The organism is Bacillus sp. B-jedd, assembly GCF_000821085.1.
GTDB lineage: Bacteria > Bacillota > Bacilli > Bacillales > Cytobacillaceae > Bacillus_D.
In genome coordinates, this window is the sequence record NZ_CCXR01000001.1 from 3,834,946 (window position 1) to 3,858,962 (window position 24,017).

The 24,017-nt window shown below is 44.4% G+C and carries 25 protein-coding genes and 1 riboswitch; of the genes, 7 read left to right on the top strand and 18 right to left on the bottom strand.

The window, feature by feature from the left end; all coding sequences use genetic code 11:
* Positions 1–94: 94 nt before the first annotated feature.
* The 6 genes from BN1002_RS18895 to BN1002_RS23455 form a co-directional block, all read right to left on the bottom strand.
* The gene (locus BN1002_RS18895; protein WP_048827071.1) at positions 95–1,921 is read right to left on the bottom strand and encodes an APC family permease; all 1,827 of its coding nucleotides are present in this window, start codon (positions 1,919–1,921) and stop codon (positions 95–97) included.
* Positions 1,922–2,046: 125 nt separating this feature from the next.
* Positions 2,047–2,170: riboswitch (cyclic di-AMP (ydaO/yuaA leader) on the bottom strand.
* A gap of 160 nt (positions 2,171–2,330) precedes the next feature.
* Complete coding sequence (locus BN1002_RS18900) at positions 2,331–3,512, bottom strand: ABC transporter permease (protein ID WP_048827072.1); 1,182 nt, start codon at positions 3,510–3,512, stop codon at positions 2,331–2,333.
* Positions 3,505–4,206 (bottom strand): ABC transporter ATP-binding protein, encoded by a 702-nt coding sequence (locus tag BN1002_RS18905; protein WP_231575061.1) that lies wholly within the window; start codon positions 4,204–4,206, stop codon positions 3,505–3,507. Before BN1002_RS18905 ends, BN1002_RS18900 begins: the two co-directional genes overlap by 8 nt.
* Before the next feature lie 126 nt (positions 4,207–4,332).
* Entirely contained in the window at positions 4,333–5,232 is a 900-nt protein-coding gene (gnd, locus tag BN1002_RS18910; protein ID WP_048827074.1) for a phosphogluconate dehydrogenase (NAD(+)-dependent, decarboxylating), read from the bottom strand.
* A gap of 246 nt (positions 5,233–5,478) precedes the next feature.
* The gene (locus BN1002_RS18915) at positions 5,479–5,811 is read right to left on the bottom strand and encodes a YmaF family protein (protein ID WP_048827075.1); all 333 of its coding nucleotides are present in this window, start codon (positions 5,809–5,811) and stop codon (positions 5,479–5,481) included.
* Between the two features lie 221 nt (positions 5,812–6,032).
* On the bottom strand, positions 6,033–6,584 hold the full coding sequence (locus BN1002_RS23455; RefSeq protein ID WP_197072821.1) for a CueP family metal-binding protein: 552 nt from the start codon (positions 6,582–6,584) through the stop codon (positions 6,033–6,035).
* Between the two features lie 179 nt (positions 6,585–6,763).
* Here BN1002_RS23455 and BN1002_RS18930 point away from each other — a divergent pair, with 179 nt between their 5' ends.
* The 4 genes from BN1002_RS18930 to BN1002_RS18945 all read left to right on the top strand — a co-directional run bounded on the left by BN1002_RS18930 (position 6,764) and on the right by BN1002_RS18945 (position 8,850).
* Positions 6,764–7,591, top strand: a complete 828-nt coding sequence (locus BN1002_RS18930) for a sulfurtransferase (RefSeq protein WP_048827078.1) — start codon at positions 6,764–6,766, stop codon at positions 7,589–7,591.
* A 43-nt stretch (positions 7,592–7,634) separates the two neighbouring features.
* Positions 7,635–8,204 carry a dihydrofolate reductase family protein gene (locus tag BN1002_RS18935; RefSeq protein WP_048827079.1) on the top strand — a complete coding sequence of 190 codons (570 nt, stop codon included), beginning with the start codon at positions 7,635–7,637 and terminating at the stop codon, positions 8,202–8,204.
* Between the two features lie 92 nt (positions 8,205–8,296).
* Entirely contained in the window at positions 8,297–8,617 is a 321-nt protein-coding gene (locus BN1002_RS18940) for a YbjQ family protein (RefSeq protein WP_048827080.1), read from the top strand.
* Entirely contained in the window at positions 8,617–8,850 is a 234-nt protein-coding gene (locus BN1002_RS18945) for a hypothetical protein (RefSeq protein ID WP_048827081.1), read from the top strand. Before BN1002_RS18940 ends, BN1002_RS18945 begins: the two co-directional genes overlap by 1 nt.
* A 101-nt stretch (positions 8,851–8,951) precedes the next feature.
* On the opposite strand, the gene BN1002_RS18950 is transcribed toward BN1002_RS18945, so the two are convergent.
* The 11 genes from BN1002_RS18950 to BN1002_RS19005 form a co-directional block, all read right to left on the bottom strand.
* A complete protein-coding gene (locus tag BN1002_RS18950) occupies positions 8,952–9,404 on the bottom strand; it encodes a GNAT family N-acetyltransferase (protein ID WP_048827082.1) in 453 nt (150 codons plus the stop codon).
* A 77-nt stretch (positions 9,405–9,481) separates the two neighbouring features.
* The gene (locus BN1002_RS18955; protein WP_048827083.1) at positions 9,482–10,186 is read right to left on the bottom strand and encodes an ABC transporter ATP-binding protein; all 705 of its coding nucleotides are present in this window, start codon (positions 10,184–10,186) and stop codon (positions 9,482–9,484) included.
* The gene (locus BN1002_RS18960; protein WP_442853402.1) at positions 10,186–11,826 is read right to left on the bottom strand and encodes an ABC transporter permease; all 1,641 of its coding nucleotides are present in this window, start codon (positions 11,824–11,826) and stop codon (positions 10,186–10,188) included. The genes BN1002_RS18955 and BN1002_RS18960 overlap by 1 nt, the downstream gene beginning before the upstream one ends.
* 154 nt (positions 11,827–11,980) lie before the next feature.
* On the bottom strand, positions 11,981–13,060 hold the full coding sequence (locus BN1002_RS18965; RefSeq protein WP_048827085.1) for a Fe(3+) ABC transporter substrate-binding protein: 1,080 nt from the start codon (positions 13,058–13,060) through the stop codon (positions 11,981–11,983).
* Positions 13,061–13,576: 516 nt separating this feature from the next.
* Positions 13,577–14,680 (bottom strand): AI-2E family transporter, encoded by a 1,104-nt coding sequence (locus tag BN1002_RS18970; RefSeq protein WP_048827086.1) that lies wholly within the window; start codon positions 14,678–14,680, stop codon positions 13,577–13,579.
* 170 nt (positions 14,681–14,850) lie between these two features.
* A complete protein-coding gene (locus tag BN1002_RS18975; protein WP_048827087.1) occupies positions 14,851–15,084 on the bottom strand; it encodes a DUF3953 domain-containing protein in 234 nt (77 codons plus the stop codon).
* A 512-nt stretch (positions 15,085–15,596) separates the two neighbouring features.
* The gene (locus BN1002_RS18985; RefSeq protein ID WP_048827089.1) at positions 15,597–16,556 is read right to left on the bottom strand and encodes a sensor histidine kinase; all 960 of its coding nucleotides are present in this window, start codon (positions 16,554–16,556) and stop codon (positions 15,597–15,599) included.
* Positions 16,557–16,576: 20 nt separating this feature from the next.
* Positions 16,577–17,323 (bottom strand): ABC transporter permease, encoded by a 747-nt coding sequence (locus tag BN1002_RS18990; RefSeq protein WP_048827090.1) that lies wholly within the window; start codon positions 17,321–17,323, stop codon positions 16,577–16,579.
* A complete protein-coding gene (locus tag BN1002_RS18995) occupies positions 17,316–18,233 on the bottom strand; it encodes an ATP-binding cassette domain-containing protein (protein WP_048827091.1) in 918 nt (305 codons plus the stop codon). Before BN1002_RS18995 ends, BN1002_RS18990 begins: the two co-directional genes overlap by 8 nt.
* A 96-nt stretch (positions 18,234–18,329) precedes the next feature.
* Positions 18,330–19,010, bottom strand: coding sequence for a response regulator transcription factor (locus BN1002_RS19000; RefSeq protein WP_048827092.1), 681 nt, complete (start codon positions 19,008–19,010; stop codon positions 18,330–18,332).
* A gap of 428 nt (positions 19,011–19,438) precedes the next feature.
* Positions 19,439–20,632 (bottom strand): PDZ domain-containing protein, encoded by a 1,194-nt coding sequence (locus tag BN1002_RS19005; protein ID WP_048827093.1) that lies wholly within the window; start codon positions 20,630–20,632, stop codon positions 19,439–19,441.
* A gap of 211 nt (positions 20,633–20,843) precedes the next feature.
* Here BN1002_RS19005 and BN1002_RS19010 point away from each other — a divergent pair, with 211 nt between their 5' ends.
* The 3 genes from BN1002_RS19010 (at position 20,844) to BN1002_RS19020 (ending at position 23,100) form a co-directional block, all read left to right on the top strand.
* On the top strand, positions 20,844–21,362 hold the full coding sequence (locus BN1002_RS19010) for a sigma-70 family RNA polymerase sigma factor (protein WP_231575062.1): 519 nt from the start codon (positions 20,844–20,846) through the stop codon (positions 21,360–21,362).
* Entirely contained in the window at positions 21,355–22,353 is a 999-nt protein-coding gene (locus BN1002_RS19015; RefSeq protein ID WP_048827094.1) for an anti-sigma factor, read from the top strand. The genes BN1002_RS19010 and BN1002_RS19015 overlap by 8 nt, the downstream gene beginning before the upstream one ends.
* Before the next feature lie 273 nt (positions 22,354–22,626).
* Positions 22,627–23,100: a hypothetical protein gene (locus BN1002_RS19020; RefSeq protein ID WP_048827095.1), complete on the top strand. Its 474-nt coding sequence runs from the start codon at positions 22,627–22,629 to the stop codon at positions 23,098–23,100.
* 60 nt (positions 23,101–23,160) lie between these two features.
* Here the strand turns inward: BN1002_RS19020 and treR are convergent, their stop codons facing one another.
* Entirely contained in the window at positions 23,161–23,877 is a 717-nt protein-coding gene (gene treR, locus BN1002_RS19025) for a trehalose operon repressor (protein WP_048828066.1), read from the bottom strand.
* Positions 23,878–24,017: the final 140 nt, after the last annotated feature.

Consider the following 24,017-nt stretch of genomic DNA (forward strand, 5'->3'; position numbering starts at 1 on the left):
TTCCCGCGATGAGAACAGCTGAAACAATAAGAAAAGGACGGTTCCAGCGCTTCATTCGGAACATGAATGAACAGCACGGAACCGTCCCCTTGCCTCACTTTTTCAAATGATATGGGACGGTAGTGACGATGACGTCACGCCTGTAGAGCAGGAAGGCTCTAATAAGAAAGCTGGATTGGTTGTGAAGGATGTTGTGCCAGCCTACTTTTGGAATGAATTGCGGGATGACGACAGTGACGCGATAGTTATTTTCTTTTGCCTTGTGTTCGACGATGTCGACGAATTTGGTGAGCGGCTGAATGATGCTCCGGTATTGTGAATGGAGCGTGACTAGCCGGACACCGGGCTGCCACTTTTCCCACTTCTCAACAAATCGTTTCTCTTCCTCCCGGTCGAATGCAACGTAAACCGCGATAATTTGTTGGGCTTTCAAAGATTTCGCGTAGTTCAGCGAGTTCTCGACGACATGCGTAATGCCAGCGACAGGGATAATCATCACATTCCCTTCAATCGGCGGAGCCGCCTCACAGGACGAAATCCGCAGTTGGTCCGCAACGCCTTCGTAGTGTTTTCTAATCCGGTGAAAGATAAAGATAATCATAGGCAGAAAGACTAGAACAGACCAGACCTGGGTGAATTTTGTCAAAAAGAACATCAAGGATACGATACAGGAAATGGCCGCGCCAGTCGCATTGATGGCAAGCTTCCATCTCCAGCCCGCCGGCTTCTCCTTCATCCACTTTAAAATCATCCCGGTCTGCGAAAGGGTGAATGGAATGAAGACGCCAACCGCATAAAGCGGGATTAAATTTTCCGTGTGCCCGCCAAAAATAATGATCAGCAATATGGAGGCAACGCCAAGAGTGATAATGCCGTTGGAATAGCCGAGCCTATCTCCGCGAATCGTGAACATACGCGGAATGAATTTATCTTTTGCAAGGTTCACAGCCAGCAGCGGAAAGGCAGAATATCCTGTATTGGCCGCCAATACTAAAATCAAAGCTGTTGTAAACTGGATAAAGTAATAAAACACATTGCGTCCAAACACGGTCTCAGCGATTTGCGAAACAACCGTTTCCTTTTCATTTGGTGATATACCGTTGAAATAAGCAAGCAGGACAATGCCTGCAAATAAGATTGCAAGCAGGGTTCCCATCGCGGCAAGTGTTTTCGCCGCGTTTTTAGGAGCCGGATCCTTGAAGTTCGGGATTGCATTCGAGATGGCTTCAACGCCTGTCAAAGCCGAGCTCCCCGACGCGAAGGCCCGGAGCAGCAGAAACAGGGAAATACCGGCGACCGGCGTTCCAATCGATGGATGCAAGTCAGCCGGAACCTGTCCGGTGACGATTTTCACCATTCCCGTCCCGATCAGGATAAACAGCGCAAACACGAACAGGTATACAGGATAAGCAAGGAGCGACGCCGATTCCGTTACCCCCCTCAGATTCAAAGTTGTAATGAATAGAACAAACACTACAGCAATCAAAACATTGTAAGAATGCAGGCTCGGAAATGCCGAAGTAATCGCATCCGTTCCAGCGGACACACTTACAGCAACGGTCAAAATATAGTCTACGAGGAGTGATCCGCCCGCAACCAAGCCGTAATTTACGCCGAGATTCTCTTTTGAAACAACATAAGCCCCGCCGCCATGCGGATAGGCATAGATGATTTGCCGATACGAAAGGATCAGCGCAAGCAAAAGAATCAGGACGCCAATGGCAATCGGGAGCGAATACCAATAGGCCGCGGCTCCGACCGTCGCAAGGACGAGCAGGATTTGTTCCGGGCCGTATGCCACGGAAGACAGGGCATCCGAAGAAAGAATCGCGAGCGCTTTGGTTTTATTCAGCTTTTGCTCGCCAAGTTCATTAGACTTCAAGGGCCTGCCTATCAAAAAACGTTTTATGGAAGACTTCATCTATCGTCACCGCCGGTATAGTAGTATGAAAGAATTGTTTTTTGCTCAAGGCAAAAAACACCACAAAAAAATGCCCGCAAGCCATCTAAAAACAGGCCTGCCGACACCTATCGGACAAGCTTCATCTTCCTTCCCAATAACGCTTGCGAGGTTAGCTGACGGATTCGGGCCATGAGTAGCCCTACCTAAAAAGGATTCACCCCAAAAAACGGGTCCCCCGCACCATACGGTTTTCAGCGATACAGAAATTTGAAACTGTTCCCTACTATACTCCTGCTGCATACAAATGTAAAGATGTCAAATGCAACATTTCACAAAAAAAATTCGCCTCTATAAAAAGAAAGAAAAGGGACGGTTCCAGCGCTTCCTTCAGATCCCCGAAGGAAGCAGCGGAACCGTCCCCCAGGGTTCAAAGAAAACTTGCCGCGCCGGCCAGTAATCCGAGAAGAATGGCCAAAGGGGTAATGATGATTTTCCTGAATCGGGGCCAGACATTGTATTTGATGTCCTGGTCGTAGGGGACGGCTTGAAAGAATGGGCTTTCGGTTAATCGTTTGAATGAGCTTTCGAGCCAGATGTTCAGGAATAGGAGAAATGCTAGGTAAATGCCCCATTTGAACAGGAGCGGCATTGCCACGATAGCGAAACAAGTAATCGAGGTCATTTGCAGAACGGAGCCCACTTCATTCCAGTTGCGGAAAAATGATTTTAGCACTATTTCTAAGAGGCCATTCTCTAGCGAGCGTTTGTTGAAAATCCGTTCGGAGTAAGGAAACAGGATAGGACGTTTCTTTTGCCTGGATGGAAGGTTTTCTACCTCTGGGGAAAAGTGCAGAATCATGCCTGTCCACTTTCTCCGTTCAGCCGCCTCAATCTCGATGTCCCTGAAAAAAGAATGGTTCGACCCGGTACCGGACCAATTGTATAGAAGCAAAAGCACAGCCAGGATAGTCCCAAAGATTCCATTCACACCGAATGGAAGTCTTAGCAAAAATGCTGCCGCCGCCAAGAGGGCGACCAGAATAACGGCAATCCTAAAATACCTGTTAACCATTCGCTTTTTAATAGTAAGAACGGATATCTTTACCGCAAATATGGAAATGAATAACGCCCCGATTTCGAATGGCGCCATCATGTACTTTTGGGACAGCAGCGGGAGGGCCAGGACGATAAAGAGCGCGGTCGCACATAATGCCTGGATAATCGAATGAATGTACGCATGCCGCTTCATCTGGCGAAGAATTCCTTTTTGCTGAAGGAGGAATAACAAATCAGGTTCCTCCAGCATCGTCCTTATATTCCCGCCAATTGACGTGAGGAGCAGTGCCGCTATCACAAGCCCCAACGGAATGCCACCGGGGGGTTCCTGCCAAGCCTCGGCATACATAAAACCTCCGATGACAAGTCCCGGAATAACCATGTAAACCCAAATCGTCCAATCCAGTACCGAGCGAATTACGCCCGCCTGGTACTTAAGTTCAGTTTTATATCTTTTGAAAAACAGCTTCCTCCCGGTGAACGGCCTTCTTTCCTCCGTGGAAACAGGAAGCCTGTCCGGTCCCCCTATCGGCATGTTCACTTTCCTATTCATTTTGCTCATCTCCGCTCGTCAGCACATCAAAGCAATCGAGGAGCGAGCCGTCAGGAAGGCTGCTTGCCTCACGAATTTCCGTTAGAGTTCCCATCGCGATGAGCCGCCCGCCATGGATAAGCAGGAATCGGTCACAAATTTTTTCTGCAGTATCAAGGACATGGGTCGACATAAGGATACCCGCGCCATGTTCCTTTTCATTTTGCAAATAGCTCAACAAATCCTTAGTCGCACGCGGATCGAGGCCAATGAACGGTTCGTCCAATATGTAAAGATTCGGCTTTCGGAGAAAGGCAAGAATGAGCATAACCTTCTGCTGCATTCCCTTTGAAAAGCTTTCCGGGTAATGGTAACGAACGTCCGAAAGCTTGAACACTTTCATTAGGTTTTCAGCTCTTTGGGTAAATTCAACATCATCCGCTCCAATTGTTGCAGCGAGAAATTCAATATGTTCCCATAAAGTCAGCCGATCATAAAACAACGGGCGCTCCGGGATATAAGCATACTCTTTCATCTCAATGTCACCCTTCACGTGTTTCATCACGCCAAGCAGCGACTTAATCGCCGTACTCTTCCCGGCCCCGTTTGGACCGATCAACCCCACAAGCTCTCCTGCGCCAACAGAAAACCCAACATTCCTCAAAACAGCAGAACTCTCCGAATACCCCGCCTCTTCTATCTTTACCTTTAGCAAAACAAGAATCCCCCCATGGAAAACCTTACCTTTTTATTCTCTATTATACACAATAAAGAAAAGGGACGGTTCCAGCGCTTCCTTCAGATCCCCGAAGGAAGCAGCGGATCCGTCCCCCTGCACCACTTATTCTGCTTTTTCGACGGCATGGCCGCCGAATTCGTTTCGGAGCGCGGCGACGACTTTGCCGGCGAATGTGTCTGTTTCGAGGGAGCGATAGCGCATCATGAGCGACATGGCGATAACCGGCGCGGCTGCCTGGAGGTCGAGTGCTGTTTCGACGGTCCATTTGCCTTCGCCTGATGAATGCATGACGCCTTTGATGCCTTCGAGCTTCGCTTCCTTGGAGAAGGCATTTTCCATAAGTTCCATCAGCCAGGAACGGATGACCGATCCGTTGTTCCATACTTTTGAAACAGCCTGGTAGTCATACTCGAACGGACTCTTTTCGAGGATATCGAACCCTTCAGCAATTGCCTGCATCATCCCATACTCGATGCCGTTGTGGACCATCTTCAGGAAGTGGCCGCTTCCACCCTTGCCTGTATAAAGATAGCCATTTTCAACCGAAATGTCCTTAAAGAGCGGCTCAATCACTTTGAACGCTTCCGCGTCTCCGCCAACCATCGTGCAGACCCCGTTCCGAGCGCCTTCCATGCCGCCGCTCGTTCCGCAGTCAAAGAAGAAGATGCCTTTTTCGGCAAGCTCATCGTGGCGGCGCATCGTATCCTTGTAATGTGAATTCCCGCCTTCAATCACGATGTCTCCCTCTTCCAAAAGGCATGACAATTCACGAACAACATTTTCCGTAATGTCACCTGCGGGTACCATAACCCAGACCACTCTAGGCTTTTCGAGGCCATTCACCAATTCTGCAATCGAACCGGCACCTTTTGCCCCTTCGCCAGCTATTCTTTCAACATTTTCGCTATTCACATCATAGGCAACGACTGAATGTTCCTTACTGAGCATATTCATCCCAAGATTGTAACCCATTTTGCCTAAACCGATTAAACCAATTTCCACTTTTCCCCTCGTCCTCTCTCAGATGCTATCTGTCAATGTCAGTCAATTATTATAGCAATCTGCTAGGACGGATACAAGGAAACCAATTCAAAAGACCCTTTAATAAAGAAGATGTCTGTTATCCTAGATTGTTGTTCTCCACTCCGGGGAGATGCTTTCCAATCAACTTCTTAAACAATCAACTGTCATCTTTAATGGGGCAAATAAAAAAACAGCCTGTTCAGGTAGAACAAGCTGCTTCTATACTTATTTATTCCCCGGCGCCGGGTGATCGACGCCTCTGACTCTGTGGCGGTGGCCATCGTTCTCGGTTGTATAAAAATCATAATAATGGACGTGCATCCCGTTGCCGACTGGAATCGCCGGCCCCGAGTAGGCCTGGTAGTGATGCGTATGCCCATCCTCATAGACGACGTAACCCTCTGTATAGTGGACATGCGATCCATCCTGCGTCTGGATTGGAGGCGATGTCACATCAAGGCATTGATGGACGTGCCCCGAACTGACTGAAGTATAATCAACCGACCCGTGATTATGGTTCGGAACAAACCCTTGTACAAAATCATCTTTCCCCGCCATTAACCGAACTCCCCCTTTAGAAACATATTTATTTATACATATTTCATAAATGCGGGGAGTATGACCAGGCGGTAAATGAAAGATGCCTCTTGCAAAAACTTTCTCAACATGGAAAACAATCTGCAAATATCCTTTACTATATAAGTTTTTTTGCACGCACATAACATATGAGGCGAAATAAAGACCCTTTCATCGGCTCAGCCGAATCGAGGGTCTCGTAATTACATTAATTGCATTGTCGTAATGCAAGTATTATCTCCTTGAAAGGTAGAAATCTCTGCCTCTGTTTTTTTGCCATCGTGCTCAATTTTCACATTGTAAGTTTGTTCCCGCGGCAGCCATAGGTCAATAAATCCATTTTCCCCAGCCTTAACGGTTTCGTCCAGAATCACTTTGCCACTTTCATCCGTAATCACCATGGCAAATTCCTTATTAGCCAACTCTCCTTGACAACCTGTCAAGTTATGGTTTCCTCAAGGATGGGTTGTATTGACGTAAGGAGCGATGGACACAAAAAACTCCTCATCAGCGAGGCTGTAGACTTCCTCTTTTCCATTCTCGGCTGTCACGATCAACTCATCAGAAGTAATGGACGCTGACTTTGCTGTAAGTGCTCTAGTGCTGTACCCGTTGACCATTTCCTTGATATTAACATCGCCATTCTGTTTCGCTACGTTCTCTCCTTGCCCATTTTCCTGTTTGGCCGTTTCCCCGCTGCATGCCGCAAGGCCAACCACAGCCAGTAAAGCAATCAAAAGCAATCTTAACTTCATTGGAAATCACCACCTATTTTCCTAAGCTAAAATCATTATAACATCATCAAAGAACTCTGTTCACCTTTTCACAATTTTTACATTTTTTTGCTTCGCTCCATCCTCCCAACTTATCCCTAAGTGTTGCTTTCATGTTACTATGAAACTGATTCATTTTGGTATGAAAAGGAGGAGTTCATTTGAAGTTTTTCGTTGAAAAGGAATACCTTCTCAAGCATTTGAACGAAGAAGATGTCAGGATTGTTGATTGTCGGTTTTCACTTGCTGACCCTGGAAAAGGGCAAACGGAATACGAGAACAACCATATCCCAGGAGCCATTCATTTTGACCTTGAGAAGGACTTATCCGGTCCAGTCTGCACACACGGCGGGCGCCACCCCCTGCCCGATCTCGGCGGACTCATCGCAAAACTGGAACATTCAGGAATAGACAGGAATACAACCATCATTGCCTACGACAACGGCGAAGGTGCTTTTGCCGCGAGATTCTGGTGGCTCTTAACCTACCTTGGCCACGAAAAAATCTTTATCCTCAATGGCGGATTCAAGGAGTGGACAGCAGCAACTTACCCAACAACCGCGGAGGTTCCTACTTTTGCAAAAACGGACTTCCATGCCGAAATTGACTCTGCCATTCTTGCAGATATGAAAGAAGTGAAAGAAATTTCCCTTGGCAAAAAGAAAAATGCTATCCTGATTGATTCCCGCGAATCGAAAAGATACTTGGGCATTGAGGAGCCGATAGATAAAAAGAAAGGGCATATTCCTGGTGCCATCAACAAGCCATGGATGGAGGGTCTCCAGGATGGGAAATTCAAATCTCCTGATGAACAAGCACGGAGATTTTCCGAAATCTCCCTCGACAAAGAGGTTATAGTGTACTGCGGTTCCGGCGTCACCGCTGTCCCGAACTTCCTGGCGTTAAAGGAAGCGGGCTTCGAGAACGTCAAGCTATATCTCGGCAGCTTCAGCGACTGGATATCATACGAGGACAATGACATTCAATAATTTTGCAAAATAAACACCCTAGATTCATAAGGGAGGAAGTTTTATGCCAAATAACGGGAGACCGAGAAGAATCCTTTTAGATCTAGCAGTCACTCTAGATGGTTTCATTGAGGGAAAAAACGGAGAAGTTGACTGGTGCATCATGGACCCTGAAATGGATTTCATTCAATTTCTAAACGACATTGATACGATTTTATATGGCAGGAAAAGCTATGATTTATGGGGGCAATACACTCCTGAAACTGCTGATGAGGGTGAAAAAGAATTTTGGGAAATCATCCATGGCAAGAAAAAATATGTATTTTCCAAAACGCAAACAGGGACTGACGAAAAAGCAGTTTTCATCAATGACGATCTTTCCGAGCATGTCTTAGCACTAAAGAATAAGCCAGGCAAAGACATTTGGCTGTATGGCGGAGCAAGCCTTATTACAACGTTTATCCAGTTGGGGCTCATTGATGAATTCAGATTATCTGTCCACCCTGTAGTTTTGGGAGAAGGAAAACCGTTATTTGTCGATATCAAACAGCGACTGAATTTAAAATTGGCCGAGACTAAGACATTCTCTTCCGGCGTCGTGCAGCTTATTTATCATTGGGATGGCCATTCATGAAAGGACAGAAAAACCTCGATTTTTAATTATGGTTTTTGCACAAAAAGGAAAGTCCACTTTAATAGCGAATAAATATAGATGAGGTGATGAGAATGTTAGTTGTTACGACTGAAAAAATTGAAGGTTACCAGGTGAAGGAAATCAAAGGTCCTGTTTTCGGCCTGATTGTCCGGAGCAGAGGGCTCGGCGGCGATATTATGGCCGGGCTGAAGGGACTTGTCGGCGGAGAAATTAAGCAATACACATCCATGCTCGAGGATTCCCGAAAGGAAGCGATGGACCGGATGATCAAAAACGCCAACCAAATGGGCGCCAATGCGATCATCATGATGCGATTCGATTCAGGGGAAATTGGTCAAAACATGAGTGAAATTGTCGCTTATGGCACTGCCGCTGTGGTGGAGAAGCTTTAATGGCCTGGTTGTTAGTCGGCGGGTTTTACCTGTTGCAAATCATCGGCGTAATCGTCGTCATTTTGCTTGGCTACTTCATTTATGACAAACGGTACAAAAAGAACCAGGACGGAGCCGTCCCGCCGGGCTTCGTTGCAACAAGCGAAGTGAATATCGATCCGGTTACCGGCGAGAAAACAAGGGTGTATTATAACGCTGAAACCGGCGAGCGGTTTTACCGGAAGGAACGATAAAGAGGCGTCCGATTGACGGAATCACTCCGTCATAAAACTGGAATGCCTAGCAAAAACAACGGCCCGGAAATCCGGACCGTTGTTCCTTTTTCAGTTAACCTCTATAAATCCTGCGTGAATCGGATCATATCCCTGCACTGGATCCCATTCTCAAAAATTTCTTCCCGATAATGTCGGATAAAATAATCCCGGTCAACTCCATTCATTCTAAAGCCGCATTTTTGATATAATGCGATTTGCCCTATACTTGAATTGCCGGTACCAACCTCAATCGTCCTATAACCGCTATGTTTCGCTATTTGAATCGCGTCTTTCACTAGCTGTTGTCCTATCCCTATCCCCTGGTGCGTTTCCGCGACCGCGACATTTACCAGTTCTGCTGTTTCAGGCCTGGTTGGCAGCAGCACATATACTCCGACGATTCGTTGCCCTTTTTCAGCTACATAACAATCTCCCCTTAGTAAATAATCGTCCACGCTCTCCGTGGAGGGGTCAGCTGTTAACAACAAATTCATCGGGGGCCTTTCATCTTGGGCAATTTTTCTAATAATCATATTTTCCCCTTTACTCAAAACAACAGTTCACCAATAGTTTCAAAAAGCTAATTGGTTTCCAAGGCGGGGAATACCCCTCAATTATTTACTAACGTCAAAGCTGGGCGCTGTTTCTCGGTCTTCATTGCCGAGCTCTTCACTTTCCCGTTTTCGATATAGACGATACGGTCAGCCATCGCATTTGCATCTTCCTTGTCATGTGTGACGAAAATGGAAGTGATGCCAGTCTTTTTAATAATTTCCCTAAGCTCGCGCCTGATTTTTTTCTGCAAGTCGGCATCAAGGTTGCTGAATGGTTCATCGAGAATCAATAACGACGGTTCAGGAGCCAATGCCCTTGCCAGAGCCACGCGCTGCTGTTGGCCGCCGCTTAACTCATGAGGATAACGGTTTGCATAATCAGCCAGGTTTACGAGTTCCAGCATTTCTTCCACACGCTGGTGCTTTTCTTTCCTGCTTTTCTTTTTCAAGCCAAACATAATGTTTTTTGCAACGGTCATATGCGGGAAAAGGGCATAATCCTGAAAAACAAATCCAATTCCCCTTTTTTCGGGCTGTACGAAACAGGCACGGTTGCACACTGTCTCGCCGCAAATATTAATTGAGCCGTTTTGCGGACATTCAAGCCCCGCAATCAACCTAAGAATCGTACTCTTTCCACTTCCGCTTTCGCCTAAAATTGAAACAATCTCGCCCTTTTCTATCTCCAGGCAAAAGTCCTTGATGACAGCTTCTTTTGCATTTTTATATTTATATTGTAAATCTTGTATTTGTATAAACATCAGCTGTTCTCCTTTTCTGCGAGTTTATGGAAAATGAAAATAAAGATTCCGCTTAATAGGATGATTAATAACGAGGCCAATGACGCTTCCTGGACTCTTTCATCATTTGCATATTTAAACGCCTGGGTGGCCAGGGTTGAAAAATTAAATGGCTGTAAAAATAATGTCAACGGAAGTTCTTTGAGAATATCGACAAATACGAGAATAAATCCGCTGAACACAGCTCCTTTTACCATCGGCAGGTCTACTTTGAAAAAAGTCTTTACAGTCGATGCGCCAAGTGTGCGGGAGGCTTCGGTAAAGCTGTTGCCGACCTTTTCAAACCCCGTTTCAATAGAGTTGTAGCCAATCGCCAAAAAGCGGATGATATAGGCGGAAATCAGCATGACCAGGGTCGTCCGCCAAACTATTGTCGGCTCCATGTTTATTTTTGCCAAAAGTTCTTTATTTGTCGTATCCATCCATAGAAAAATTGTTATAAATGCAATTGCGATCGCCGCTCCCGGGATGGAATAACCAAGCGTTGTCACCCTGGAAGCCATTTTTGCAGCAAGTCCTTGTTGGAGCCTCGTAAAGTTGGAAATGACAAGGGCGATGACCACAATGATGATCGCAGCGATGGCGGCTACATAGATGGAGTTAAAGGCAAGAGTCAAGAAATTCTTATTCAGCACTTTTTCATACGTCATGAACGCCCACTGGATCAGCTGCAGAAAGGGAATAATAAAAGCAATGGCAAAAATTCCGAATGTATAGGCGAATACGAGCCATGCCTTCATGCCTTTCAGCTTTTTTGGCTGGACAGGACGAACTTTCGTAGTGGAAAAGCTATATCTCTTTCTTCCCCGCAAAACCTTTTCGAGTACAAGAACAATGATTACCAAAAGCATTAGGGATCCGGCAAGTTTAAGCGCGGAGTCGAGATCCTTCATCCCATACCATGTTCGGAAGATCGCCGTGCTGAACGTCTGGATTCCAAAGTAACCGACAACCCCATAATCATTGAGCACTTCCAGAATGACGAGCGTCACACTTCCTACAATGGAAGCTTTTGAAATCGGCAGGGCCACCCGGAAAAATATTTTAATAGGGCCTCCTCCGAGGAGTCTCGCATTCTCAATCATCGAGGAAGACTGATTTTGAAAAAAGCTTTTCGTAATCGTATATACATAGGGGAACAGGCACATCGTAAAGATGAAGACAGCCCCCTGAATGTTCATGATCGTGAAGTATTTTTGGTTAACCGTAATCTCAAATGTATTTCTCAAGGTCGTTTGGATGACCCCTGTGTAGTTAACGATTCCATGATACGTATAAGCTGCGATATATGGCGGAATCGCCAGTGGCAAAATCAACGCCCACTTCAGGAAATTCTTTAGCGGAAAATCATACATGGCAACAAGCCAGGCCAGGCTCGTTCCGATTGCTGTCGTCGCAATCGCCGTGAAAAACATAATGACAAGGGTATTTCGGATATAATCTTTTAATAAATATTCCTGAATATGCTGCCAGTTTTCATTTGGTTCAGTAAATAACTGAACACCGATGATGAAATTCGGTATGAGGATGATAATAATCAAGGCCAGACTGAGCAGGGACCAAATATTAAGTTGTTGTTTGACAAGTCTCCGCAAGCCCAACGCTGACACTTCCTTAAAACTATTCATATGGTGTTTACGTTATTTTTCATTCATCTAAATTATAACGAAAATCATTCTCAATTGAAACCGAAAGTTCTGTGAACGGTTTTGCCGAAGCACCATAGAGCGGCGCTTCGGCATTTGATTGTATTAATTACTTCCAGCCTACTTCGTTGAAAATTTTAATGGCCTGCTGCTGATTTTTGCCGAGAACGGATAGGTTAATATCCTGCTCTTTGAAATCACCCCATGATTTCAGGAACTCAGAAGGCTCAACATTAGGGTTTGCCGGATACTCAAAGTTTACTTCAGCAAATTTTCCCTGTGCTTCTTCACTTGATAGGAATTCCATGAACTTGATGGCGTTTTCCTTGTTTTTCGCATACTTTGTTACCGCAATCGCGCTTACGTTAATGTGTGTTCCTGTTGTTTCCTGGTTCGGGAAGAACACGCCCACTTGTTCAGCTACTTTCTTCTCTTCAGGATCTTCGGAAACTGACATCAGCCCAACATAGTACGTATTCATAAGGGCGACATCCGCTTCACCAGCTACAACGGCTTTCGCCTGATCCCTGTCATTCCCTTGTGGTTCCCTTGCCATATTTGCGACAAACCCTTTTGCCCAGTCTTTCGCTTCCTTTTCACCCATAACTTCAATGAAAGATGACAGGAGTGAAATGTTGTACATATTATCAGCCGGGCGGGCAACTACTCTTCCTTTCCATTCAGGTGTCGCCATCGCTTCATAAGTTGATAGCTCTTCAGGCTTTACACGGTCTTTCGCGTAAACAAGGACACGGGCCCTTTTTGCCATCGCGAACCAGTAATTTTCATCATCACGGAGTTTTTCAGGAATGTTTTTTTCAAGGACTTCACTTTCGACAGGCTGGAGCAGATCAGCTTCTTTCGCAACGTGCAAATTGCCTGCGTCAGCGGTGAAATAAAGGTCTGCCTCGGTTGCATCTCCTTCAACATTCAGTCGCTCCATCAGCTCGTCGCCTTTTCCCTCAACGACGTTTACTTTAATGCCCGTCTTTTCTTCAAAAATCTTATATAATTCGTTATCAGACTCATAGTGCCTGCTTGTATAAAGATTAACGACACCAGGTTCTTTCTTTTCTTCTGATTCTTTCGCAGGTTCCTTTTTTGAAGCGGTGTTCGATTTTGCACAGCCAGCCAACGCACCGAAAACTAGCAAAAAGATCATACTGAAAGCAAATACTTTTTTCCTCATGATTGCACCTCTTGTTTGGTTTTTAATTGAGAATCATTTTCAATTTATTCACTATGCCTAATATATAATGATAATCATTATCAGTCAATCATTATTAGATATTTATTTACTCAGTTTGATAGATTTGACATATTTTTGCCATAAAGATGTCTTTAATTCGTTGGTTTAGTTCATCTACCATTGAGGTTTTTTCCTGTACTACCGCAGGTTTAGTGCATAGCAGGACTATTATGTGGACATAAAAAGACCCTGTAGAGTAGGCATTTTCCGTCTACTCTACAGGGTCTATATTTTATTAAATTTGTAACACGCAGTGTCATTTTTGATGTTAATTTCCACTCCGGGGACATGCTTTCCGCGGGGTGCCAGTGGAGCCTCCTCGGCGCTGCGAGCGCCTGTGGGGTCTCCACTTGCCGCTGCATCCCGCCGGAGTCAGTCCCCTTCGTTCCAATTAACTCATTAAAAATCGATACTCACTATTAACATAGCCGCAAAGCAAAGAACATTTGAATTTTTTTAGGTTCCTTCGACGGTTATACTCGCCCTTCTTCTTGCTTTTAATAATTTGACGAGGTTTAATACGATTGTTTTTGTAACGGCATAGGTTGGGACTGCCAAGACCATCCCCAGGACTCCAGCCAGATTGCCGGCAGCCAATAAAATAATAATGATCGTTGCAGGATGGGTATCCAATGATTTGCCTAAGATCATCGGTGACAGGAGGTTGCCTTCAATTTGTTGTGCAATCAGGATTACAACGACCACTAATAAAGCCTTCGTTGGGGAATCAAAAAATCCAACCAATACCGCCGGAGCACCGCCAATAATCGGGCCAACATACGGAATGATGTTAGTGAAAGCTACAATTAACGCCATGACTAACGCATAACGCAAATCTATAATGAAATATCCAATAAAAGCCAAGATTCCCACCACTGAAGCTACGATGACCTGCCCCTGAATATACGCCGATAAGGTTGCACCTGTTTCCTTAAGGATTGTCAAGCTTTCATCCCTGTATTCTGATGGAATGAACTTCGAAACAGAGAGCGGGAACTTATGCCCGTCCTTAAACATATAAAACAATAAAAAGGGGACTGTCACAAGAATGACCGCAATATTGGCTATGATGCCAAAGAAACCCTTTATTCCATTCGTAAGGGTGTTTGGCAGGTTATTAGCATACTCCATTGTTTTATCTTGAATCGTATCAATGATCTCTCGCTGCTCATTTCTGAAACTTTTGAATTCGGAAGACTTGACGACATCATTAATAAAATCAATGCCTTTATCCGCAAAGACAGGAAGGTCGTGAGCAAGCTCTGTCGCTTGCTTCGTCACCGCCGGAACTAAATTTCCGATTGCAAAAACCATAAGACCGGCGAACACCAAATAAATAATTAAAATAGCCGCTGGCCTTGGTAGCTTCTTACGCTGTAAAAAATCAACGATTGGGTTCAAAAGGAAATACAGAAAGCCGGTTATCAAAATCGGAAAGAAAACAGTTGTAAAAAATACGCCGATCGGTTTAAACATAAAAGAAATCTTTGTCGAAATGAAAATAATAGACACTATAAGCAAAATTTGAATCAGCCAGAATTGCAATTTGGATTTAGTCAAAACAAATACCTCGTACCTATTTTATTTTGGTAAAAGTATATCAGATTTTTGGGCCATAACCTAATACTTCCTGTAATTTTTCAAAATTTATTGGGAGGAACTTGGATAAAGGATTCTTGGAGAACTTTTCGAAAAATCCAGCCGGCAGATTCGGTCAGCTTGCCCAATCGCTACTGCAATAGGAAACTTTGGACGGTTACAAAAAAAATAAATATAAAGACACCTATACTTAGCCAGCCGGTACCTTTATTTCCCTTTTGCAATTCCTTTACGCCCGTTACCAACATCATTAAACTTAAACACAACATCATATAGGGTTGAAACGTAAAATCCTCAGTAATTAATCCATATGCTGCAAGTGAAATGCCCGCTATAGATAAAATAATTTGCAAAAACAGTAGCATTAACATCCCCCTTCACCCAATTTGATTGTTAAACTATATAGGTTGAAATAACGATTGGTATCAAACTGGAACATGGTGGTTGATTTCCGCTCTGGGCATTTCGCTTTCCGCGGGGCATCAAAGCGGCTGCCTGAAATAGCTTCCCGTGGATTTGCGACGAGCTGAACAAAGCTTCCCCGAATATTCTTTGGCGCAGGAGCAGTTAGGAGCCTCCTCGGCGCCCGTGGGGTCTCCACTTGCCGCTCTATCCCGCAGGACAAACAGCTTCTTTGAATTGGCTTTGCACGAAGGAAATGCGTTAGCATTAAGGAAAGCTTCCAAGAATAATCCTCGCACGAAATTATGCGTTAGCATAATTTCGTGCGAGGATTTTCGAGGAGTCTACATGCCTGAGCTCCAATCAACCAGCTCCTTCAACTTTTAATGAAGTAATTATTATTAAATTCAACCTATATAGTCGCTGGTGTTGAGTCGTTTCACAAAAAAGCCTTTGAGATTATTATCTCAAAGGACTAGTGGAGTTTGAAGTGTCTTCCATAATTATTTCCAACTAATTCCGAAGAATCACAACACTTTCTAAACGACACTTCAAGAATAAATTCATTTTCATGGACATTAGCAACCGCTTTTCCACCTTGTTTGGTAATAAGCTGCTGAACAATATGAAGCCCTAATCCTAGATGAGTACCTTTTCGGCTAGTATCCAACCTGAATGTCCTATTAAAAACACTTTGTAGTTTCGAAGCATTAATGTTCTCAACATCATTTACTGCCCTTAACCAAATATAGTCTTCTTCCTCTATAAAACTAATCTTCAAATAGCTTTTGGCATACGTTAAAGCATTTTGAATAATGTTGGTTACGATTCGAACGGTCGCTTTGTTATCTGCAAGAACAGCCGGTACAGGATCTTCAGCCATTTGTACCTCTAACTGCTCTTTCTCAAAATCTTCATAGAACATTAGCATCGTATCCACAACAATTTGATCTAGGAACTGCTTTTCAATGGTCAATTTCTTGTCCGAGGAATCGAGCTGTGAGAGTTCATAAAATAACTCTACAATCATAGTGAGATTATCGATCTTCTTCTGAATAATATCTAAAAACTCTTTCCTTTCTGCTTCAGATATAGACGGATCTTTTAATAGATCAGAAAATCCTTTGATCGATGTTAAAGGCGTTCGTAAATCATGGGATATATTTGTGATCTCTTGTTTTAATTCCATTTCTCTTCTTTCGACGGACTGTTGGTTCTGTTTGAATAAGTGAATCAGCTGGTTGATTTTTGCAGCAAATCGGACCAAGCTTTTATTATGGGTATTTGTACGAACTAATTCATTTGTCCCGAAATTGTTATTGATTTCTTCTAATTGTTTTGTCATCTTTTTGACATCCCAATGGAAAAGCAGAAGCATGCAGACGGCAATAATCAGTAGGGAAATCAATAATATGATAATCTGCCAGCTGATCACCTACATTCATCCCTTCTCCATCAATCGATGTTTTTAGTTACGAACTTCTTTGATCCAATTAGTAAAGAAATCACGGAAATTACGATGCCTACAACCCAATATTTGAAATCGAATTGGACTGCGTCATCCAAAAAGCCCATTAAGTTATCCGTTAACAATGTATCTGGAGTATATTTATACAACTCGTTTAAGCCTGAAATTCGACTAAAAATCCGCAGCAGGTTCCCTGAAAATCCATAAATGAATAGCAACACAATAATACTGTAAACTTCTCCAACCCTCAGCATCCTCAACGTATGTGTTAGGAAAAATCCACTCAGGACAATTGGCGCCATATTGGCACATGCTAGTAGAAAATCTCCTGCCGACTGATTTTCATCTGTAAATAAGTTCTCACCTAATGCAATCATGTAAATTATACCGACGACACAGATGAGCAGAAAATAACTTAACGTGAGGATTAACTTTGACCAGAAGATACTATTTCGAGAAATACCGAAAGAAATGGATTGCTTCATCAGTGTCAAATCTTTTCCAGTGAGAAAGGAATTATAAATTAACCCTACGATTATAATCATTAATCCAGCGCTAATCACATTTGAATAGAAAAATTTACTGGTCGCATAAGGAAATCTAGGATCAGACTTTCCAACAAAATAAAGGACGGCGGCAGCGGCGGCAATTAGAGATAAACATACTATCCCTGTTAGATGCGGACCTTTTTTACGCAGCAGACGATAACTTTCGCTTTTCAGATAATTAATCATTCTTCTTACCCTCCACTAATCCTAAGAAGTATTCCTCAAGATTCAGAGCTTCGATGCGAAACTCCTTCACCATCACCCCATTATCAACTAAAATGCGATTGATATTTCCACCGCTTTCTACATGATTTTGGATTGTGATAACTTGATTAGGAAGGACCTTAAACTGTATATCCACATATGCCCGTTCTAATAATTGTGCCGCTTTTGCTGAATCATCAACCGTTAAGAGTATTTGTTTTCTACTCTTCTCATCCAGGGCTTCCTTGCTTAAATCATCGATGATTACGCCATCTTTGATAAATACAAAACGTGTCGCCAACAATTTCAGCTCCGTTAAAATATGGCTCGAAATTAATATGGTTATATGTTTTTCCTGATTGAGCTTCATCAATAATCTGCGGATTTCCATAATCCCCTCGACATCCAGACCATTGATTGGCTCATCAAGAACTAAACAATCGGGGCTGCTTAAGAGACAAAGGGCTATGCCTAATCGCTGCTTCATCCCCATGGAATAATCTTTAAATCGTTTTTTCTTTTCATTTGCCAGTCCGACAATTTCCAGGACTTCATAAATACGTTTCTTTTCAACGACGCCCCGTTGAATCCGGAAATATTCCAGATTTTGAACCGCAGTAAAATCCGGGAAAAATGCAGGTGTTTCTATCATAAAACCCATTCTTTTTTTCTCATGCTCGATTTCTTTACCAGATTTCCCAAAAAGCTGAATCTCCCCGGTTGTCAGGAATAGTTGGCCAGCAATAATTTTGAATAACGTTGATTTGCCCGCGCCATTTTTTCCAATCAATGCACAGATTTCTCCTTTTTTCACTGAGAAATCAAGCGGTTTAAGGACCTCTTCTTCCTTAAACTTTTTCGTCAATTGAAACGTCTGAATAATGGTATCCAATCTTTTCGACTCCTTCACTAAACAACTTGTTATGTCCACTTTAGCTTAGAAGTCTTTAAAATCCTTTAAGCAAAACATAAAGAATTCATAAAGAAGTCAGACAAGCATAAATCCTACTCCCCAAATGGTTTTAATATATTCTTCAGCAGTCAGTTCCGAGATTTTCCTGCGGAGGTTAGAGACGTGCACGCTGATCGTATTATCATCACCATAATAGGTCCCATTCCAGATGCTTTCATATATCTCCTTTTTGGAAAGCGCACGCTCGGGATTGTTTATGAAAAATGTTAATATATCAAACTCCGCATTCGTCAGCTGTAACTCTTTCTCTTTTAATATCATAGACCGTTTTTCCATATTCATTTTAAGATCACGCCATCTTATTTCCGCTGACTGCTCCGGGTGAGAACTTGCTTTTCGTAATTGGACTTCGACTCGGGCCACCACTTCCTCCTGATGAAACGGTTTGGTAATATAATCATCCGCACCCAGTTTCAATACATGCACTTTATTCTCAAGATCGACTTTGGCTGAAATGACAATAATCGGAATAGAACTCTTTTCTCTGATTTCTTTTAGTAGTTCCTCCCCACTTTTGCCCGGCAGCATCAAATCCAATAAAATTAAATCAAACGTATTATTTTGCAGCTGCAACAAACCTTCTGTACCCGAATAAGCTGCGACCGATTCCAAATGCGATTTTGCTAAAATTACCCTCAGTAACCTACTAATCTCTTGATCGTCTTCAATAATTAAAATGCGCTTATCTTCATACATAACTATCACCCATTTTAGAGTTTTTACTATTAATATTAATTATATCTAATTATAGCCTAGTAACTACTTAGGTATAGCTGTTGTTTATCTTACATTAATAGAGTACTTATCCCTAGTTGGAAAGCGGTTGGGACAAATGAAACATAGTCCAAAACAATCAAGAAAATTAGCCATGGAAAACCTGGACCGTTTTTTTATAAAAATACTAAAAATGGCAGTCTATCCTTAACACTCATCAGCTAATTTTTCAAAATCTAAAACTAAATAATTTGATTCATCTATTACTTGTTGTGAAATAATATAGCTTCTGACATAAAAAAAGGCACAAGCAAATCAATGCTCGGCCTGTCTTTATTCTAATCAATTGCGAAAAACACATTCTAACTATTTATGCAACCATTCAAATCATTTATGAAAAATCACACCATTTACACCGCACGGTCATCCCATTTCCGGTCGTCATGGACGAAGAGGATGCCGAGTTCGTGGTGGTCGCCTTCGTAGAGGGCGCGCTGGACGAAGCGGATCTGGCCGTTTGTATCGAGTACTTCAAGTCGGCAATGGGCGCGGTTATGCTGGAGCGCTTCGTATAATTCGCTTTCGTCCTGGGTCGGCTGGCCGTTCACCTTGCTGATTAGTTCGCCGACTTTCAGCCCCATTTTTTCCGCAGGCGAATTCGGGATGATGCCAAGGATCATCAGGCCCTCGTTTTTGCGAGAGAAGTAGAATGGACGGTTTTCTTCTTTTAGCTTTTGCAAAAAAGCAATCGCTTCGCGTCCGAGAATTGCGATGGCAGCGGCGACGATGGCGGCGATCGGAAACCAGTAGCCCGCGACCGAAACAAGCAGGACAGCCACGCCGAGCGTTGCAACCTTTTTGCCATAAGCCTTAATCGCTTCGGCCGGGAGCATCCCCTGGATTTGCCGGTGCATGCCGATAAGGAATGGAACAAGGAATAGGGAGAAAGTTTGTTCACCGATAGTGAATACGGGCCACCAATCGAACGGCAGCGTCAAGGTGCTGCCCGGAACGACTAGCAGGACCGGAACGAGCCAGAGCTTTCTGGATTCATGAACGCCGACACGCTGGCCGCGCTTCGAGGTGATGAGTTTGGGTGATGTTGCGAAGTGGCCTTTTTTCAAAATCAGGACACCCTCTGCGATGATAAGAAGACCGAGCAGAACGGCGACGGAGGGGTAAATCCGGTCCGCGGCTGCCTCGAAGGCCTCCCTGACAAAAAAGAAGTCGATGGTCCGGCCGCCAAGATAAATCAGCGCGAAAAACGCAGCTCCCACCGTGTAGGCAGGCCCGATGAAACGCATATTCCCGGTCAGGCTGAGCAGAAGCGTGAAGGCCGCAACAAGCAGGATAACCGCAAGCGGCACAACAATCCCAGCCGCCACAAGAACGAGTGAAAGTACAAGCCCGGCTATAAGCCCCGCCGGCACAAGCTGCCTCAGTTCAAAATACGCATCCTGCGCGCGGATCGTGAAATTCTTCCGCTCCCGCTTGACCCTGCTGACTCCAAGAACAGCCGCAAGAAAAAACGCATAATAGAAAATCGGATCCAGAAACATCTTCCCTATTCCTTTTAAAAGCTCAATACCCCATTGCTCAATCAAATCCCCGCACCCCTGTATGTAAAAGTAGTTTCGTTAAAATTGTTCAGCTTCTGGTTTGGACCAGAATCCTTTTCAGCCAAACGGCTTACTCCCATTCTATCAAAAACAGCCGGCAAAACATATTGCTAGATTTTTGTTCATGTTAAAATTCAATCTAGGTGTAACAAAACAGGCGGCCATTCGTTGTATGGATAGCGAGAGGAGGAAAGCATTGGAAGAGTCACGGATGGAAAAACTTGATGATTTGTACCGAAAGTATGCCAAAGGCTTGTATTTCTACCTGCATCGGCTCTCCGGCTCCCCCTCCATTGCCGAGGATCTGGTTCAGGAAACATTTTTGCGAGCAACGGTTTCGCTGTCCTTTTACCGCCATGAGGATGTCAAACCTTGGCTGTACCGGATCGCTCGCAACATTTATATCGATGAGTGGCGACGCAGGCAGCGTTGGAAATGGATCCCGTTTATTGAAAAGGAAGAGATGATCAGCCCGTACGGAGCTCCGGAACAGGAGACGATCGCTGGCGAAACGTCACGGAAACTGGAGGAGCTGCTCGGACTGCTTCCGGAAAATTACCGGACTATCATTTATTTGCGGGAATTTGAAGAGTTTACATATAGCGAGCTGGAAGAAGCGCTCGGTTTGTCGGGAGCCCAGGTGAAAGTGCAATTGCATCGGGCCAGGCAAAGATTGAAGCAGCTCGGGGCGAAGGAGGAATTTTTTCATGACTGAATGGACGAAGGATAAGGAAAAGAAAATATTGTGGAAATACCGGTTTACATTGACGTTGAGGATTGTGCGTGTTTTGGCTGCGATTGCACTCATTTATGCTGTTTACATGATGATTCTGTCAATCGGTTATCATAAATCAGAAATTGGTGAGAAGAATAAATTCATTGTCAGCCAGGCATTCAACTGGACCCAGCCCGGTCTTTTGGCAAAAAGCGAATCCTCTATAGGAGCCAACATCAATGCGTTCTTCAGCCAGGAAATGTCATTGCCCATTGTTCGCACGGTCGGAAAGGAAGAAATGCAGGTCGGTACGCTCGAGGTGACAAAAAGGGTCTTTTCCCCATTTTCATCGATGAGGATTACCTTCGATAACCCATCAGATGAAAGATTCTCCTTTTTCTTGCCTGAGGATCCGCGAACCGGGAAAAAGGTAACTTTAAAGGTAGATCCTGGAGTATGGACAACGCTGGAAAAAGTGCATGAGGGAACGGTTGCTGATCTCTCTTTTTCAACCGATCGTTATTACGAGCCGGCGGAACTGCTTAAGTTGCTCGCCCCATACGATGTTGATGTCACCTGGATGCCTTTGTATACAGGAGAACTGAAAGAAATTAAAGACGTTGGCTATTCCGTCGCCGGCGGAACCTATTTCATGGTTGATAGGATTGGGATGTCAAGAGCCCGCGAAACCGATAATTATCGATCCTACTCTGAAGTTTACCTTAGCGAAGGAACGATAAAGGAAAATGAAAAAATCATGCTCGCAAATATGGAAAAATTGCTTGAGAATGAGGGCAATAGCTATTTGGAGGATGTCCTGGGACTTAGACACCTGCAGGAAAGACATGATTATATAAAGAAAAATGGGTTCAAAGTATACGGTGCTGTCGTAACCGGACCGGTAAAGGAGCTGTTGAAGCTTCGTGAGCTGGATACAATCCAGTCCGCGAAGGTTGGTGAGTTTGCTTATTGGAACTGGACTGAGGAATGATTTTTCAGGAATGTATCTCGAAAAATATAGTAAAGGCCGCCCGCTGTATGTTAGCTGGACGGCCTTTTTATCGGGTATTATACCATCACGTTTAGCGAAGTGTCATTAGAAAAAAGCAGCCGGAAGCAGTGTTGGCGACCCCGCAAGTGGAAATCCTTCCGCACGGGCAACAATGCAGCCTATTGGCGACCCGCAAGTGGAAATCCTTCCGCACGGGCGACAATACAGCCTATTGGCGACCCTGCAAGTGGAAATCCTTCCGCACGGGCGACAATGCAACCTATTGGCGACCCTGCAAGTGGAAATCCTTCCGCACGGGCGACAATGCAACCTATTGGCGACCCTGCAAGTGGAAATCCTTCCGCACGGGCGACAATACAGCCTATTGGCGACCCCGCAAGTGGAAATCCTTCCGCACGGGCGACAATGAAACCTATTGGCGACCCTGCCAGTGGAAATCCTTCCGCACAGGCGACAATACAGCCTATTGGCGACCCTGCCAGTGGAAATCCTTCCGCACGGGCGACAATGCAACCTATTGGCGACCCTGCCAGTGGAAACCCTTCCGCACGGGCGACAATGCAACCTATTGGCGACCCTGCCAGTGGAAATCCTTCCGCACAGGCGACAATACAGCCTATTGGCGACCCTGCAAGTGGAAATCCTTCCGCACGGGCGACAATAGGAGCTGTTGGTGCTAGTCGAGCAAAAATCCAGCAAAATGGAGTGGTTGCCATGCCTTTTTAGCATGGCAACCACTCTTGGGTAGAAACAAATTTAAGACCGTTGGCTGTTTCCTTACACGCCTTACCTGCTCCGCCGCGCAAAGTCGACAAACCGGAATTTATCAAGGCGATGGCGTGATTCGGTGTACTCAATCACCGACGCATTGTCGAGGAAAACGTTGTTACGAACGACGACGATATGGTCGTAGCCATTCAAATCAAGGTACTTCCGATCCTCATCATTGCATTCCTCGACGGTAATTTCCTTCCTCGCAAAAGAAATATTCAAGCTCAGATCGTTTTCAAGATAGGCATAAATGCTGTCCTCACAGATTTCCTTCGTTAGTCCGGGAACAAGTTTTTTTACGAAAAATGATTTATCAAGGATGATTCGCTCGCCCTCTTTTTCACGGGTCCTGGCTACTTTCCAGACATCCTCGCGCGGGGAAATCTTCAGTTCATTTTGCACGCAGTCATCCGGTTTCATCGCATACAGTTCATGGACTGTTGTCGTAAACGGCTGCCCGACCTTTTCCGAGACCTCCTTAAAACTCGTCAGCCCGGAAACAGGGAAGTCGAAACGTCCGATATCAAGGACAACCGAACCCTTTGCCTTGATCTTTTGGATATAGCCATTTTGCGAAAGCAAATTCAATGCCTTCCGAATCGTCTCGCGGCTCGTCTCATACGTTTCAGCGAGCTCGTTTTCTGAAGGCAGTTTCGTATGCTTTTTCAATTTGCCAGTTTCTATCTGGCCGGCAAGATCCTGATATATACTGTCATATTTATTCCTAACCATGTCCCTCACCCGGTTCATGAATTCAGGAGGCAGCCACCCTGCCTCCCGTTTAATTAAAATTTCCATTCACTATTCATCTTAAAGGTTTTTAGACTGTTTTGCCATACCGTGTTCTTGATCGGCTAAAAGGAGTGCTGCTA

Bases quoted from the DNA above. Each gene is read 5' to 3' on its own strand.
- BN1002_RS18895 (WP_048827071.1), bottom strand. From the start codon at position 1,921: ATGAAGTCTTCCATAAAACGTTTTTTGATAGGCAGGCCCTTGAAGTCT.
- BN1002_RS18900 (WP_048827072.1), bottom strand. From the start codon at position 3,512: ATGAATAGGAAAGTGAACATGCCGATAGGGGGACCGGACAGGCTTCCT.
- BN1002_RS18915 (WP_048827075.1), bottom strand. From the start codon at position 5,811: ATGGCGGGGAAAGATGATTTTGTACAAGGGTTTGTTCCGAACCATAAT.
- BN1002_RS18935 (WP_048827079.1), top strand. From the start codon at position 7,635: ATGCCAAATAACGGGAGACCGAGAAGAATCCTTTTAGATCTAGCAGTC.
- BN1002_RS18940 (WP_048827080.1), top strand. From the start codon at position 8,297: ATGTTAGTTGTTACGACTGAAAAAATTGAAGGTTACCAGGTGAAGGAA.
- BN1002_RS18945 (WP_048827081.1), top strand. From the start codon at position 8,617: ATGGCCTGGTTGTTAGTCGGCGGGTTTTACCTGTTGCAAATCATCGGC.
- BN1002_RS18950 (WP_048827082.1), bottom strand. From the start codon at position 9,404: ATGATTATTAGAAAAATTGCCCAAGATGAAAGGCCCCCGATGAATTTG.
- BN1002_RS18955 (WP_048827083.1), bottom strand. From the start codon at position 10,186: ATGTTTATACAAATACAAGATTTACAATATAAATATAAAAATGCAAAA.
- BN1002_RS18965 (WP_048827085.1), bottom strand. From the start codon at position 13,060: ATGAGGAAAAAAGTATTTGCTTTCAGTATGATCTTTTTGCTAGTTTTC.
- BN1002_RS18975 (WP_048827087.1), bottom strand. From the start codon at position 15,084: ATGCTACTGTTTTTGCAAATTATTTTATCTATAGCGGGCATTTCACTT.
- BN1002_RS18990 (WP_048827090.1), bottom strand. From the start codon at position 17,323: ATGATTAATTATCTGAAAAGCGAAAGTTATCGTCTGCTGCGTAAAAAA.
- BN1002_RS19000 (WP_048827092.1), bottom strand. From the start codon at position 19,010: ATGTATGAAGATAAGCGCATTTTAATTATTGAAGACGATCAAGAGATT.
- BN1002_RS19015 (WP_048827094.1), top strand. From the start codon at position 21,355: ATGACTGAATGGACGAAGGATAAGGAAAAGAAAATATTGTGGAAATAC.
- BN1002_RS19020 (WP_048827095.1), top strand. From the start codon at position 22,627: ATGCAACCTATTGGCGACCCTGCAAGTGGAAATCCTTCCGCACGGGCG.
- treR (WP_048828066.1), bottom strand. From the start codon at position 23,877: ATGGTTAGGAATAAATATGACAGTATATATCAGGATCTTGCCGGCCAG.